At 36.2% G+C, this 14,515-nt stretch carries 13 protein-coding genes; 6 read left to right on the top strand and 7 right to left on the bottom strand.

The window, feature by feature from the left end; genetic code table 11:
* Positions 1-186: 186 nt before the first annotated feature.
* The 4 genes from ABEB23_RS09175 to ABEB23_RS09160 all read left to right on the top strand — a co-directional run bounded on the left by ABEB23_RS09175 (position 187) and on the right by ABEB23_RS09160 (position 5,256).
* Entirely contained in the window at positions 187-1,215 is a 1,029-nt protein-coding gene (locus tag ABEB23_RS09175) for a succinylglutamate desuccinylase/aspartoacylase family protein (RefSeq protein ID WP_348812280.1), read from the top strand.
* Positions 1,216-1,289: 74 nt separating this feature from the next.
* On the top strand, positions 1,290-2,552 hold the full coding sequence (locus ABEB23_RS09170; protein ID WP_348812279.1) for a pyridoxal-dependent decarboxylase: 1,263 nt from the start codon (positions 1,290-1,292) through the stop codon (positions 2,550-2,552).
* Entirely contained in the window at positions 2,521-3,084 is a 564-nt protein-coding gene (locus ABEB23_RS09165) for a 5-formyltetrahydrofolate cyclo-ligase (RefSeq protein WP_348812277.1), read from the top strand. The genes ABEB23_RS09170 and ABEB23_RS09165 overlap by 32 nt, the downstream gene beginning before the upstream one ends.
* Positions 3,085-3,261: 177 nt before the next feature.
* The gene (locus ABEB23_RS09160) at positions 3,262-5,256 is read left to right on the top strand and encodes a transglycosylase domain-containing protein (RefSeq protein WP_348812276.1); all 1,995 of its coding nucleotides are present in this window, start codon (positions 3,262-3,264) and stop codon (positions 5,254-5,256) included.
* A gap of 187 nt (positions 5,257-5,443) precedes the next feature.
* Here ABEB23_RS09160 and ABEB23_RS09155 read toward each other — a convergent pair whose 3' ends face one another.
* From ABEB23_RS09155 to ABEB23_RS09145, 3 genes are all read right to left on the bottom strand, one after another.
* Complete coding sequence (locus ABEB23_RS09155; RefSeq protein ID WP_348812274.1) at positions 5,444-6,481, bottom strand: aldo/keto reductase; 1,038 nt, start codon at positions 6,479-6,481, stop codon at positions 5,444-5,446.
* Positions 6,482-6,662: 181 nt separating this feature from the next.
* Positions 6,663-7,601, bottom strand: coding sequence for an OmpA family protein (locus tag ABEB23_RS09150; protein WP_348812273.1), 939 nt, complete (start codon positions 7,599-7,601; stop codon positions 6,663-6,665).
* Between the two features lie 193 nt (positions 7,602-7,794).
* Positions 7,795-8,559 (bottom strand): exodeoxyribonuclease III, encoded by a 765-nt coding sequence (locus ABEB23_RS09145; protein WP_348812271.1) that lies wholly within the window; start codon positions 8,557-8,559, stop codon positions 7,795-7,797.
* A gap of 210 nt (positions 8,560-8,769) precedes the next feature.
* On the opposite strand from ABEB23_RS09145, the gene ABEB23_RS09140 reads away from it, so the two are divergent.
* Complete coding sequence (locus ABEB23_RS09140; RefSeq protein WP_348812270.1) at positions 8,770-10,572, top strand: GNAT family N-acyltransferase; 1,803 nt, start codon at positions 8,770-8,772, stop codon at positions 10,570-10,572.
* 50 nt (positions 10,573-10,622) lie between these two features.
* On the opposite strand, the gene ABEB23_RS09135 is transcribed toward ABEB23_RS09140, so the two are convergent.
* The 3 genes from ABEB23_RS09135 to ABEB23_RS09125 form a co-directional block, all read right to left on the bottom strand.
* Positions 10,623-10,904, bottom strand: a complete 282-nt coding sequence (locus tag ABEB23_RS09135; protein WP_348812269.1) for a TM2 domain-containing protein — start codon at positions 10,902-10,904, stop codon at positions 10,623-10,625.
* A 27-nt stretch (positions 10,905-10,931) separates the two neighbouring features.
* Complete coding sequence (locus ABEB23_RS09130) at positions 10,932-11,342, bottom strand: DUF805 domain-containing protein (RefSeq protein WP_348812268.1); 411 nt, start codon at positions 11,340-11,342, stop codon at positions 10,932-10,934.
* Between the two features lie 222 nt (positions 11,343-11,564).
* Entirely contained in the window at positions 11,565-12,515 is a 951-nt protein-coding gene (locus tag ABEB23_RS09125) for a 2-hydroxyacid dehydrogenase (protein WP_348812267.1), read from the bottom strand.
* A gap of 147 nt (positions 12,516-12,662) precedes the next feature.
* Between ABEB23_RS09125 and nhaA the strand changes: the two genes are divergently transcribed.
* Entirely contained in the window at positions 12,663-13,829 is a 1,167-nt protein-coding gene (nhaA, locus tag ABEB23_RS09120; RefSeq protein WP_348812335.1) for a Na+/H+ antiporter NhaA, read from the top strand.
* Positions 13,830-13,909: 80 nt separating this feature from the next.
* Here the strand turns inward: nhaA and ABEB23_RS09115 are convergent, their stop codons facing one another.
* Positions 13,910-14,389, bottom strand: coding sequence for a hypothetical protein (locus ABEB23_RS09115; RefSeq protein WP_348812266.1), 480 nt, complete (start codon positions 14,387-14,389; stop codon positions 13,910-13,912).
* Positions 14,390-14,515 lie beyond the last annotated feature (126 nt).

Genomic DNA, 14,515 nt, shown 5'->3' with positions numbered 1-14,515 from the left:
TTCGTTTTTGCAACTGACATTGCTGTTTATTTCGCAAAGATTCTCAAAGCATAACGATGTGCACCTTTCTTTTAATTTTCGTCATATGCTCAACAAATTTACAAATAACATCTTTGTAAATCAAAATCGGCTTTACTCTTTTAATCCCAAATAATTATTTCTATATTTAGCTTTTTTATGCTAAATATGAGAAGTTTAAAACCATTAGTGCTTTTTGGAGAAAGTGTTTCTCCCGGAGAAAGCAAAACCATCAATGTAGAAATTGCCCGATTACACACAACAACCAAACTAAACATTCCAATTATTGTTCGGAGATCAAAGATTGAAGGACCAGTTGTTCTTTTTTCGGCAGGAATTCATGGTGATGAAATTAATGGTATCGAAATCGTGCGACAGCTTATCAGTAAGAAAATAAATAAACCCAAAAGAGGAACTATTATCTGTATTCCCATCATTAACATGTATGGTTTTGTCAACAGATCGAGGGAATTTCCTGATGGCAGGGACTTAAATCGAGTATTCCCCGGAAGCAAAAAAGGTTCTTTGGCCAGCAGATTTGCTTTTCACATTCTTACTGAAGTAATGCCTTTTGTACATTATGCCGTTGATTTTCATGCCGGAGGTGCCAGCAGATTCAATGCTCCGCAAATTCGTCTGGCCGAAAATGACCCCGAACTAAAAGTATTAGCCGATGTTTTCAATGCCCCTTTCACATTATATTCCAAAAATATCGCAGGCTCATTCAGAAATTCAAGCACAAAATTGAATGTAAAAATGTTGCTTTTCGAAGGCGGAAAATCGCTTGATATCAACAATGCTGTTTCAGAGGAAGGTGTAAATGGAGTAAAACGTATTTTGAAACATCTCGATATGCTGGATTCAAAACATTCTGCTGAACCTCAAAAATCTTCCACTATTTATATAGAAAAATCAAGCTGGTTGCGAGCTAAATGTTCCGGCATGCTAAATGACAACAATACCGTTGGGAGTTTTGTAAAAAAAGGCACTGTGCTGGGAACAATCACAGATCCTTTTGGCAAATTTGAACGAAAAATAAAAGCGCCCAATGATGGCTATGTCATCAATGCCAATCATTCCCCTATTGTATATGAAGGTGATGCTATTTACCATATTTCCAACACAATTGTAGAGGAAAAAGAAAAAAAGGAAAATAAAATTCCATCTGCAAAAGTTACTACTGCCCTCTATTTCTAAGACTTACCCTAAAACCTAACAATTATCATATTTTATAACGAATAGTAAAAGTAGCTTTACCAAAAATTACAAGCATGATTTATTGGGAAAAATTAGGTCAAAAAGAAAGACAGGAACACATTCAGAAAGCATTAGAAGAAAATGTAAATTTCTCTAAAGACACTTCTCTTGGCTACCCGGCTTCTAAATTAGACGGAAAGGTATTCAATGAAGACGCGCCATTTTTAAAAGATGCGCCTACATTACAAACTTATGTAGCAAACCCCAACCATATTGGTTGCCATACTTTAGGAACTTCTGAAAAAGCATTTAAGGGAACACAGAAAATTGAGCGTGAAGTTTTAAATGTCATTGCAGTCGATATTTTCAAAGGCGAACCCAATTCCTTTGACGGATACATCTCTCCAGGCGGAACAGAAGCCAACATACAAGCTATCTGGATGTACCGTAATTTTTTCATGTATCAAAAAGGCGCGAAATTAGATGAAATTGCCATTTTAGCCTCCGAAGACACTCATTATTCTATTCCAAAAGGAGCTAATCTTTTGATGTTAGATTGGATAAAAATTCCCGTTTCTTTCGAAAAAAGAGAAATAGACACCCTTGCCCTGGAAAACAAAATCATTGAAGCCAAACAAAACGGGAAAAAATATTTTATTGCTGTTGCTAACATGGGTACCACCATGTTTGGTTCGGTTGATAATCCTGAAGATTATATCAGCGCTCTAGAAAAAGAACATCTTGAATACAAACTCCACATAGATGGTGCCTACGGCGGATTTGTTTATCCATTCAGTAATGAAAAATCCACCATTAATTTCAGTAATCCCAAAATAAGTTCCATTACGATTGATGCGCATAAAATGCTACAAGCTCCCTACGGAACAGGAATTTTCATTTGCAGAAAAGGATTAATAGAAAATGTTCTGACCAAAGAAGCAGAATATGTTGAAGGCATGGATCTAACACTGTGTGGCAGTCGTTCCGGTTCTAATGCGGTGGCAGTTTGGATGATTTTGTTCACTTATGGTCCGTTTGGCTGGTTCGAAAAAGTAAGCATCCTGCAAATGCGCACCCAGTTTCTATGCAACGAATTGGACAAACTCAATATAAAATACTTCCGTGAACCTTTCATGAACATTGTGACTATCCACGCAGAAAACATAGAAGAAGAAATTGCTTTACAATTTGATCTAGTGCCGCAACAGCACAATTCAGATAACAAATGGTATAAAATTGTACTTATGGATCACGTAGAAGTCGAACATTTGACTACTTTTATAGACCAATTAAAAGCAAGTATTCATGCTAAAAAAAGAGTTACGGTTAAAATATAAAACATTACGAAAACAACTTTCCGAAAATGAGTCAGAAGAATTGAGCTTGGCTATTGCCAATAAAATTCTGACGCTTCCCCTTTGGAACAAAACTTATTTCCACGTTTTCTTACCCATAACGGAACAAAACGAAGTCAATACCGAGTTCATCCTGCATCTTCTTTCCGGAAAAGACAAAGAAATCATTGTGTCTAAAAGTGATTTTGAAAGCCGGGACATGACGCATTTTTTGTTGACCGACAACACCAAAATAAAGAAAAACGAGTATAATATTCCAGAACCGGTTGAAGGAATAGAAGTTCCCGCAAAGAAGATTGAAGTCGTTTTTGTACCACTTTTAGCCTTTGACAAATTAGGCAATCGTGTAGGTTACGGAAAAGGATTTTATGACAAGTTCCTATCCGAATGCCAGCCGGAAATCATTAAAATAGGGCTTTCCTTTTTTGAGCCCGAAGAACTGATTTCCGATGTTTTTGAAAATGACGTAAAACTGGATTATTGCGTCACACCGAATGAAATTTTCAAATTTTAATATTCTTGTTCAACCCCGACAAACACTTGATTCATTGTACTGTTAATGCTTAAAAAAATGTCAAAATCTAACACTGATATTCTTTTTTTTCATTCCTTTACGCCCTTAAAATAAAAACCTTCAATTAATTTTAATTTCTTAGGATAACTTTGAAATCATTTATATAAGAATCCATTCATGAGAACCGGAAAACAAAAAATAATTCTTGCAGCAAAAATACTTAGCGTTATAGTGGTATGTTTAATGATTGGGTTTTATTTTTTTAGGGATGAATTACTGCAACAAACCTTAGCAAAGGTCTCCAATAAAATGGAAGTCGACTATAACAGTAGCTTTTCAGTAAAAAAAGCCACTTTTGACGGATTTGCCGGTGTGAATTTAAGCGAAGTTATTCTGGCTCCGAAAAATGCTGACACCCTTTTTAAAATTAAAAAAATGAAAACGAGTGTCAGCTTTTGGCATTTACTCGTTGGTGACGTTCAATTAGGTACCTTAGAAATTGAAGATGGCTATGTTCACTTAACCAAAAAAGGCAATGTTAAAAATTTTGCCGCCTTTTTAAAAAGAGACAAAACCGAGAAAGACACAGATCAAAAAAGAGACTATGCGAAATTTGCTTATCGCATCATTTCCAAACTACTCAACTTGGTTCCAACAGACATGAATATCAAAAATTTGGTATTTAAACTCGATGACAATGGGAAGAAAGCAACCATTGATATTAAAAATTTAGTTTTAGACAGCGAAGAACTTGAAACAGCAATCCATGTCCAAACCAATACTTTCACCCAAAGATGGAAAATCAAAGGATATGCGGATCCTAGAGACAAAAAAGCAGATCTTCGTTTCTTTAATATGGATACCGGCGCAATAAAAGTACCTTACCTGGATGAACGTTTCAATCTGGTTTCCAGTTTTGACTCGATTCGATTGAACATTGACAATATCGACAGAGATGGGGATGAATTACATATTGACGGTTTTACTTCAATTGCCAACTTAAAAATAAATCATCCTAAAATTGCCAGTAAAGATGTGGTTATCAAAAATGCGCGTTTCGATTACCGTTTCCTGTTGGGCTCCGATTTTATTTCAGTTGACAGCAGTTCGACGGTTGAATTCAACAAAATAAAATTCCATCCTTATCTGGCTTACGAAACCGAACAAGATACTATTTACAGACTCAAAGTCGCCATTCCGAAAATGAAGGCACAAGATTTCATTACGTCACTTCCTGATGGTTTGTTTACCAATTTTCAAGGAATGCAGGCAAGCGGTAGTTTCGATTACAAACTGGATTTCATGTTCAACAAAAACAAACCAAAAGACATTGTTTTGGATAGTCAGTTAAACAAGGAAAATCTTCGAATCACCAAATTTGGACAAGCGAATCTCAACAAAATAAACGGGGAATTTGTATATAGTGCCATTATAAAAAATGTTCGTCAACGCCCTATTTTAGTGGGCACTGCTAATCCGAACTACACTCCTTTGGACCAAATTTCTCCTTATCTGCGAAAATGTGTATTGACCACCGAAGACCCTTCCTTCTTTTCTCACCGAGGTTTTATCAGCGAAGCGTTTAAACAATCGATTATTAAGAACATTAAAACCAAAAAATTCTCCCGAGGAGGCAGTACTATCAGTATGCAATTGGTGAAGAATGTATTTCTGACCCGTGAGAAAACATTGTCTCGAAAACTCGAAGAAATTTTATTGGTATATATTTTGGAAAACAACCGAATTGCAAGCAAGGAACGCATGCTCGAAGTGTATTTTAACATCATCGAATGGGGACCTAATGTATATGGAATTGGCGAAGCCAGTCATTTTTATTTCCAGAAAAGTCCTTCGAATTTAACCTTCAATGAATGTTTGTTTTTGGCTACTATTATTCCGAGTCCAAAGAAATTCATGTATCAATTTGACGGAAACGGCAATTTGAAAGGATACGCCATTAAAAACCAAAATTACCTCAAAAAATTAATGTTGCGCAGAGGAATTGTAACTGCTGCCGATTCTATACAAAACAACTATATGTATGTTTCCGGAAATGCACGTTCATTCTTGAATATTGTCAAAGCTCATGATTCAACAGCCACTACAGTAGATTCATTGGCCGTTGAAGACGAATTTGATTTTGAATTTTTAAAAACCCCAGAGGAGGAGTAATCTTTTGTGCCAAATAATTATTCTATTCAAAGCATATTATATTGACCGCAAAGCTTATACTTAATGCATTTTTAACCCTATAAGAAATATAAGTTCTTCTAAGAGTGATTGAATTTATCCATTTCACTTGACTTAGCAATTCTTATATTTCTTATAGGGTTAATCTTCCTTTACCGTTGCACATCATTTACGGTGCCGGATCTGGAATTATAGCCTGAACAGCATCAATTTCCTTTAGAATTTCATCTGAAAGGAACACATTAATGGTATCAATGTTTTCTTTTAATTGTTCCAATGTGGTTGCTCCAATAATAGTACTGGTCAAAAACGGTTGTTGTTCAATAAAGGCCAAAGCCAGTTGTGTCAACGTCAATCCATTTTTCTTGGCAACTTCCTGATACAATCGGGTAGCTTCAGTGCTTTGTGCACTGGAATATCTCGAATATTGCGGAAACAATTTAATTCTGGCATTTGGATGACTTTCACCGCTTAGGAATTTTCCAGACAAAACCCCAAAAGCCATTGGAGAATACGCCAACAAACCTACATTTTCTCTCAAGCAAATCTCAGCAGAGCCATTCTCAAAAAGTCTGTTTAACAAGGAATACGGATTTTGAACTGTTTTTATTCTTGGCAAATTATGGTATTTACTTTCTTCCAGAAAACGCATGATTCCCCAAGGATTTTCATTTGAAAGTCCAATATGTTTAATTTTACCTTCTTTGATAAACCCATCTAAAGTCTCTAGAACATTATGGATATTGTCTTCCCAAGCATCATCCTGTACTTTGAATCCACGTTGCCCAAAAAAGTTGGTTTTGCGTTCCGGCCAGTGCAGTTGATACAAATCAATATAATCCGTTTGTAATCGTTGTAAACTCTGATCAAGTGCAAACTTGATGCTTTCAGGAGAAAAATCTAATTTCTCCCTCATGTATCCAAAAATAGGACTTGGACCAGCAATCTTTGAAGCTAAAACCACTTCATCCCGTTTACCGGTTTTCTTAAACCAGCTACCAAGGATTCTCTCCGTGCTGCCATAGGTTTCCTTACGTCCCGGTATGGAATACATTTCGGCAGTATCAAAGAAATTAACGCCGTTATCTAAAGCATAATCCATTTGTTCATGTCCTTCTGCTTCGGTATTTTGTTGTCCAAAAGTCATGGTACCAAGACAAATCTTGCTGACTTTTATATTAGTATTCGGTAAGGTTGTGTATTTCATTTTTTTATTAGAGGCTAAAATTCTAAGGCAAAAAGAGCCTAAGTTTATAAGAGCAAAGATAAAATTAGTTCTTCGTTTTTGGTTTGGTCTTTCCTAATTTTAACAAAAAAGGTTCAACGTTTGCACGCGAACCTTTTTTAAATTTAGAGCTTTATTATCTCAGTATCGTTGTTCATTCTTTCTAAAACTCATTCAACATTTTAGAAATCTCGTCTAATCTTGGTGTCAGGATAATTTCAATTCTACGGTTTTTAGCTTTTCCTTCAGCAGTTGTATTACTAGCCAATGGGGAGAATTCACCTCTACCGGCCGCCGTTAGATTTTGCTTATTGATTTTTTTATTTTCACTCAAAATAGCTACAATAGCAGTCGCTCTTTTAGTAGACAAATCCCAGTTATCAGCGATTGGGCCAGAACCTCCAAAAGGGTCATCATCTGTATGTCCTTCTATCAATACAGAGATATCCGGATTATCACCCAATACTTTCCCCACTTCAACAACCGCTTTTTTCCCTTCAGAACCAACAGCCCAACTGCCGGAATTAAAAAGCAATTTATTCTCCATAGAAACATAAACTTTTCCGTTCTTTTGTTCTACAGTCAATCCTTTTCCTTCAAAACTATTCAAGGCTTTAGACAAAGTTTCTTTCAGTTTTTTCATGCTCGCTTCTTTGGCAGCAATCATATCTTCTAATTCCTGCAAACGTTGTGCACTTTTATTCAAACGCTCTTGTTCTATTGCCAATGCTTTTCCTTTTGCTTCTAATTGCTCCAACAAATCACGATTTTTCTTCATGTTACTTTCCAAAGCATCGTTGCTGTTTTTTTCTAAAGCAGCATAGGAATCCTGCAGTACTTTGAATTTATTTTTAGAAGCCTCATAATCAGAGTTCAGTTTAGCATAATCTGCCTTTGCTTTTTCCAATTCTGATTTTAAAGTGCTATTGTCTAATTCCAATTGGTTTTTGGCTTTTAACAATTCGGCATTCTCATCGGCCATACTTCTGTTTTCTTTTTTCAAATCGGCAAATTTACTTTCTAAATCATTGTAGATTTTTTTGGACACACATGAAGTTGAAAGTGCCAATATCAGCAAACCGACGGAAACTCGTTTTATCATTTTTTGTAGGTATTTATATTATTTTATATGTTTTGAAACTAAAAAATCAATGTTTTATTGCGAGGCCCTAGCCCTGATGGCAGCAAAAATCCTTTTTATTTTTTTCTTTAAAAAATAAAAAGATTGTAGCGTACAGCAGGAACAGCTCCTCATTCAACACTTCTAGAAACGAAGCGCAAACTCTTGACACCAGCTATTCTATTTCGACCAGAATTGGGCAATGATCAGAATGTTTGGCTTCCGGCAGAATTACAGCTCTTTTGATTTTGTCCCTCAAAGGTTCACTCACCAGACAATAATCGATTCGCCATCCTTTGTTATTCGCTCTGGCACCTGGCGCACGTTGGCTCCACCAAGTATAATTATGAGGTTCTTTATTTAAAAATCGGAAGCTGTCTATGAATCCTGTTTTCATGAATCCGTCCAGCCAGGCTCTTTCTTCAGGCAAAAAACCCGAGACTTTCTTATTACGGATTGGATCGTGAATATCAATGGCTTCGTGACAAATATTGTAATCCCCGCAGATAACGAGATTAGGGACTTCTTTTTTTATTTCAGAAACGTAATTTTGAAAATCATCCATATACATGAATTTATGATCCAGTCTTTCGATGTTAGTTCCCGATGGCAAGTACAAACTCATAACCGACACATCTTCAAAATCTACACGTAGGTTTCTGCCTTCAAAATCCATATGATGAATTCCGGTACCAAAAACGATATTTTTTGGTTCTGTTTTAGATATTACAGCCACTCCGCTATATCCTTTTTTTGTGGCCGGATACCAATAGTGATAAGGATAGCCAGCTAATTCAAAATCTAATGTAGGAACCTGATCCTCTGTCGCTTTTATCTCCTGAAGACAAATTACATCAGGATCTGCTTGTTGCAACCAATTGATAAATCCTTTAGAAATAGCCGATCTGATTCCGTTTACGTTGTATGAAATAATTCTCATTTAAAATATTTTTTTTGGGCGCTTCTTCCGGAGAAATTAATGTTCATATGAGACCATCAAAAACTCTCTTTTATCTTTTGCCAGAAGAACCATCCTAATTTTTGTATGCGTTTCAAATGTAATAAAAAAGTATAAGTTTGACTGAGAAAAATGGAGAAAATGGAGTTTTTTGCTATCTTTGTTTCTTGCTCTAAAAAAACAAAAAAATACATGGGTTTAGTAACCGCAAAAGAAGTTTCACAAGCAATAAATACGGATAAGTACGGAATTTTAGGTACTTTTTCCGGATGGTTACTTATGAAGGTTCTAAAAATTTCTACCTTAAACAAAGTATACGACAGAAACAAACATTTGACAGATCTTGCGTTCCTGAATGGAATACTTGATGATCTTCAGATAAAATTCGAAATTCCGGAAGAAGATTTAAAACGTTTACCTAAAGACGGTGCGTATATTACAATTTCAAATCATCCTTTAGGAGGGATTGACGGCGTTTTATTATTGAAATTAATGCTTGAAAGAGAACCAAATTTCAAAATTATCGCCAATTTCCTTTTGCATCGAATTGAGCCTCTCAAAAAATACATCATGCCTGTCAATCCGTTTGAAAATCACAAGGATGTCAAATCAAGCGTGGTCGGAATCAAGGAAACCCTTCGTCATTTGAGTGATGGAAAACCATTAGGTATGTTTCCTGCCGGAGAAGTTTCTACGTACAAAGACGGTAAATTAATGGTTGACAAACCTTGGGAAGAGGGTGCTATAAAAGTAATTCGAAAAGCCCAGGTTCCTGTTGTCCCGATATATTTTCACGCCAAAAACAGCCGATTATTTTATTTACTTTCTAAGATTGACGACACGATGCGTACTGCAAAATTACCATCGGAATTGTTTTCTCAGAAAGACAGGGTAATCAAAGTCCGTATTGGAAAACCTATTTCTGTGGCGGAACAAAACGAATACAAATCTATTGAAGACTATTCGGAGTTTTTGCGAAAAAAAACCTATATGTTAGCCAATCCTTTCGAGAAAGAAAGCAAGTTATTGGCTGCTCCAAACTTAAAAATACCTAAAAGTCCAAAGAAAATTGTTACTCCTGCCAGTACAGAAAAAATGATTGCCGAAGTGGATGCTCTGCGAAGTACTGATTGCCGACTTTTACAAAGTAAAAATTACGAAGTTTTCTTTACCGAAGCTTCTAAAATCCCTAATATTCTTCACGAAATTGGGCGACTTCGCGAAATTACTTTCAGAGAAGTAGGCGAAGGCACCAATGAACCTATTGATTTGGACTCTTTTGATGAATATTATCATCATATGTTTTTATGGGATGATGATGCCAAGAAAATTGCCGGTGCTTACCGAATGGGTTTAGGATCTGAAATTTATCCAAAATACGGAATGGATGGCTTTTACCTCAACGACCTTTTCCGATTTGAACCTGAATTGCATGAAATGATGCATAAATCCATCGAAATGGGGCGCGCTTTCATCATCAAAGAATACCAACAAAAACCGATGCCGCTTTTCTTACTTTGGAAAGGAATTATTCACACGACCTTGCGTTACCCGGAACATAAATTTTTATTGGGCGGCGTGAGCATCAGCAATCAATTTTCTGATTTTTCAAAATCGCTGATGATCGAATTCATGAAATCGAATTATTACGATCCTTATATCGCACAGTATGTACACCCAAAGAAAGCGTATAAAGTAAAACTAAAAGATGCCGACAAGGATTTCATATTTGACGAAGCCGAATCGGATTTGAACAAGTTCGATAAAATTATCGATGAATTGGAGCCGGGAAGTTTGCGCTTACCTGTTTTGATTAAAAAATACATCAAGCAAAATGCACGGGTAGTTGCTTTTAATGTGGACCCATTGTTTAACAATGCGGTTGACGGATTAATGTACATCCGAATTGCTGATATTCCCGAAAGCACCATGAAACCCGTAATGGAAGAATTTCAGGCAGAACTGGAACGCAAACTGAGCGACAAAGAAGATTAATTTCAAATTGAATCATAAAAAAATCCCGAATACTCGGGATTTTTTATTTTTTAGAACCAGCCTTTTTTGCCTACCTGATAGGTTTGATAAAATTCTTCATCAGTTTTAGTAAGATAAATAATCCCTTCAATAAGACCTATTAACCCTCCAACTACACCACAGCTGATAATACTTATAATAAGCATAATGATTCCCTCCTGCGTGTATCCTAAGACGAATTTATGAACACCCAATCCTCCTAAAAGAATAGCTAAAACTCCCGAAACTATTTTCTTGTTTTCTTGTTGAACCGGCTGGGGGTTATTCCATGCCTCATGTTTTGAATTTTCCATAGTATTACATTTTAAAGAAACAAGTCATTAATTAACTTCGGTTTCTCCAATTTCATTAATTTCATCGAATTCGTTTTTTGGATCTGCCCCATATTGATTTGTTCCACTTTCACCTTCGGTACACAACAAAACCAACAACCATATTGAACCAATAATAGGAATAAGGATAATAAAGAAAAACCAACCGCTTTTACCCACATCATGAAGACGTCTCACCAATACTGCGAGTCCCGGAATGATGGTGCCTAAAGCAATTACGCTATAAAGAGGACCGTATCCGATATTTCCAAAAGCCAAACCTGCAACATTATCTAAAATCATTGCAAGGATAGCAAGAATAGTATTAGCTAAAGTATAATACCAATACTCACTGCGTCTGGCACGCCCGCTAAAATTTGCATAATTTTCAAAAACAACTTTTTTGTACCATTCAATCATAATTAATAAAATTAGTTTGTTAGTTCCTACTCTTTGGATTTTCGGTTACTCCTTTTTAATTCTGCAACGATTAATTCACTAAGAATCAATAACAATATTAAAAAAAAATAATTCGAGAAACTAATTCTATTGTCAAATATTTACAGAAAACCCTTATTATTAAATTGTGAAAGCCCACGCAATTTACCCTGACACCAGCAATAATAAGGATTGCATTCCAATTTATTGAACGGAATACTTTGCTTTAATTTTATCGACTATGACCTGCGCCAAGCGTTCATGACTTTCGAATGTCCAACCGGCAATATGAGGAGTAAGAATTACATTCTGTGCCTGCAATAAATACTGAAACGCTTCCGGAGTATTTTTGTCCTGAAAAAGGGTTTCAAAAGATAATTTTTCATATTCCAACACATCCAATCCTGCTCCCAATATTTTTCCGGACTGTAGTGCATCAACCAAATCAGCCGTTACAATATTCTTGCCTCGGGAGGTATTGATAATCCAAAAAGATTTTGCGAATCCCTTTATAAAATCAGCATCTACCATTTTGTCCGTTTCTGGAGTCCACGGAATATGCAAACTCAACACATCCGCTTTTTGTTGTAATTCTTGCAATGACACTTGTTTGGCATTAGCATCTTCCACATTTTCCAGAATATCATAACACAGTACTTCGACATCAAATCCACGAAGTTTTTTGGCAAGTGATTTTCCCATATTACCGTAACCAATAATCCCAACCGTTTTCCCGTCCAATTCATGACCGCGATTGCTTTCCCTATTCCAGTGACCCGATCTGATTTCCTGATCTGCTTTGTTCAGATTATTAAAAAGAGATAAAATCATTCCCAAGCTATGTTCAGCAACAGCATTTCGGTTACCTTCCGGTGCTGCAATAAGCGTGATGTTTTTTGACAAAGCATAGTCGCAGTCTATACTTTCCAGACCCGCGCCCACTCGTGCTATAAATTGCAAGTTAGTGGCTTTGTCTAAAAAGGTCTTATCGATTTTGAATCGGCTACGAATGACGATGCCATGATAGTCTTTAATTTTAGCTTCTATTTCTTCCTTAGACGATTTAAAATCCTCGAAATTAAGGAAGCCCGCTTCCTGCAATTGCCCCCAAAGCAAAGGGTGATTACCGTCTATATGAAGGATTTTGATATCCATAAAAAATACATTTATTTGTACCTCAAATTAACAAAAAAAATACGGTTTTTTGTTTTAGGAAAACGAAATTGGCAAGAAATGTCTAAATTAGCGTTCTTATAGTTTTCAACACAAACAATCCCTTTTTCTTATAATAAAAAAACCAGAATAAAAATGACCAAAACATTCAAAGTCTTTTTTGAAAGTGAAAAAGCAGGGGGACTTATATTACTTTTTGCAACTCTCCTTTCTCTTTATCTGGCCAATTCTTCCATTCAAACGGAATATATTGCTTTCTGGGAAACACATCTTGGTCACCATTCTATTACCCACTGGATTAATGATGGACTGATGGCCATTTTCTTCCTTATGATTGGTTTAGAACTAGAGCGTGAAATGTACGATGGGGAATTATCCAATATTAAAAATGCTGCTTTACCTATTTTTGGTGCCTTAGGCGGGATGGTTGTTCCAGCTGGTATCTTTTTATTGCTAAATTTTGGAACCAGCACACAAAATGGAGCCGGAATTCCAATGGCAACTGATATTGCATTTGCCATAGGCATTTTGTCTTTACTAGGAAGTCGCGTTCCGAGTTCGCTAAAAATATTCCTGACGGCTCTCGCGGTAATAGATGATCTGGGCGCTATCATCGTTATTGCAGTATTTTACACAGACAACATCAACTTTATCAACTTATTGATTGCTTTTGCCATCATGGGAGTTTTATTCATCCTGAACAGAAGAAAAGTCCATAGCCTTATCCCTTACCTGATTGGAGGTCTGGGAATGTGGTATTTCATGTTGAATTCGGGGGTTCATGCAACGATAACCGGGGTTTTATTGGCTTTTGTGATTCCGTTTGGAGACGGAGGAAAAAACACCTCTTCGTATCGCTTACAGCATTTTTTACACAAACCAGTCTCGTTTATCATCCTCCCTTTGTTTGCGATAGCCAATACCTGCATTGCAATAGATTCGAACTGGAATCAAGAGTTAAATCATCCCAATACAATTGGAATAATCGCGGGCCTTGTCATTGGCAAACCATTAGGCATCTGGCTTTTCTCATTGCTTGCCGTAAGCCTTGGTATTTGCAGCCTGCCGAACGATTTAAAATGGAAAAACATCATAGGAGCAGGAATGCTAGGGGGAATTGGTTTCACCATGTCAATTTTCATTACATTGCTTGCGTTTAAAAATGATGGTGAAGAAGTGATTACCTATTCTAAAATTGCTATTCTGATTGCTTCTTTTATAGCGGGCACCGTTGGTTTTTTATGGCTAAAATTCACATTAAAAAGTTCAAAGTATAAAGAGCCCGAAACTAATTAATTATTCCTAACCGTATAAAAAAGGGTGTTTAGCTAACAACTAAACACCCTTTTTATTTTTTTAAAGATTCTGTACAGCAACTATTTTATAAAAAACCAACCGTGGCTCCCCGCAACAGCTCCGGCTGTCGTCAACAAACTTAATAGCAACAATATCCAATGTGCTTTGTGCATAAATGAAAATGTTTTTTCGGGATTCTTCTCAGCATATTGCTTAAATAACTTATGCAGCAGCAAAGGTTCTAACACATATAAAATCAGAGAAAACAAAATCCAAACTAAAGTCATCGCATGGATCCACCAAAATCTATAATCAAAATACCGGTCCCAACCGTCAAGCACATACAACATGTAAAAACCGCTTATTCCAGTGAGCAAAGTTGTGATTTTAGCTTGAATGGCAAATCGTCCTTCGATTTCTTCAAAGGTTCTTATCTGGTCTTCTTTTGATTTTAGTTTTTTAACTGCAGGAATAATGACGGTTGTCACCATAGCTACACCGCCTATCCATAAAATTACGGCAATAACATGTATTACTCTCGCTAAAGTAAAGGTTTCCATTTCTCTTTAATATTTGATATTAGTACCGCTAAACGACTTATTATTATTAACTAGCATGTAAATATATGTGATTTAAACTACACAAAATTTGGTTTTTCGAAAAAAGAGATCGCACTAATTCCGTTC

The sequence above is a fragment of the Flavobacterium maritimum genome, from assembly GCF_040049085.1.
In the GTDB taxonomy this organism is placed as follows: domain Bacteria; phylum Bacteroidota; class Bacteroidia; order Flavobacteriales; family Flavobacteriaceae; genus Flavobacterium; species Flavobacterium maritimum.
The sequence above is the reverse complement of the archived record's forward strand: the minus strand, read 5'-3'. Positions and strand labels throughout refer to the sequence as shown.

Coding starts and splice junctions, on each gene's coding strand:
- ABEB23_RS09175 (WP_348812280.1), top strand. CDS start 187: ATGAGAAGTTTAAAACCATTAGTGCTTTTTGGAGAAAGTGTTTCTCCC.
- ABEB23_RS09170 (WP_348812279.1), top strand. CDS start 1,290: ATGATTTATTGGGAAAAATTAGGTCAAAAAGAAAGACAGGAACACATT.
- ABEB23_RS09165 (WP_348812277.1), top strand. CDS start 2,521: ATGCTAAAAAAAGAGTTACGGTTAAAATATAAAACATTACGAAAACAA.
- ABEB23_RS09160 (WP_348812276.1), top strand. CDS start 3,262: ATGAGAACCGGAAAACAAAAAATAATTCTTGCAGCAAAAATACTTAGC.
- ABEB23_RS09155 (WP_348812274.1), bottom strand. CDS start 6,481: ATGAAATACACAACCTTACCGAATACTAATATAAAAGTCAGCAAGATT.
- ABEB23_RS09150 (WP_348812273.1), bottom strand. CDS start 7,601: ATGATAAAACGAGTTTCCGTCGGTTTGCTGATATTGGCACTTTCAACT.
- ABEB23_RS09145 (WP_348812271.1), bottom strand. CDS start 8,559: ATGAGAATTATTTCATACAACGTAAACGGAATCAGATCGGCTATTTCT.
- ABEB23_RS09140 (WP_348812270.1), top strand. CDS start 8,770: ATGGGTTTAGTAACCGCAAAAGAAGTTTCACAAGCAATAAATACGGAT.
- ABEB23_RS09135 (WP_348812269.1), bottom strand. CDS start 10,904: ATGGAAAATTCAAAACATGAGGCATGGAATAACCCCCAGCCGGTTCAA.
- ABEB23_RS09130 (WP_348812268.1), bottom strand. CDS start 11,342: ATGATTGAATGGTACAAAAAAGTTGTTTTTGAAAATTATGCAAATTTT.
- ABEB23_RS09125 (WP_348812267.1), bottom strand. CDS start 12,515: ATGGATATCAAAATCCTTCATATAGACGGTAATCACCCTTTGCTTTGG.
- ABEB23_RS09115 (WP_348812266.1), bottom strand. CDS start 14,389: ATGGAAACCTTTACTTTAGCGAGAGTAATACATGTTATTGCCGTAATT.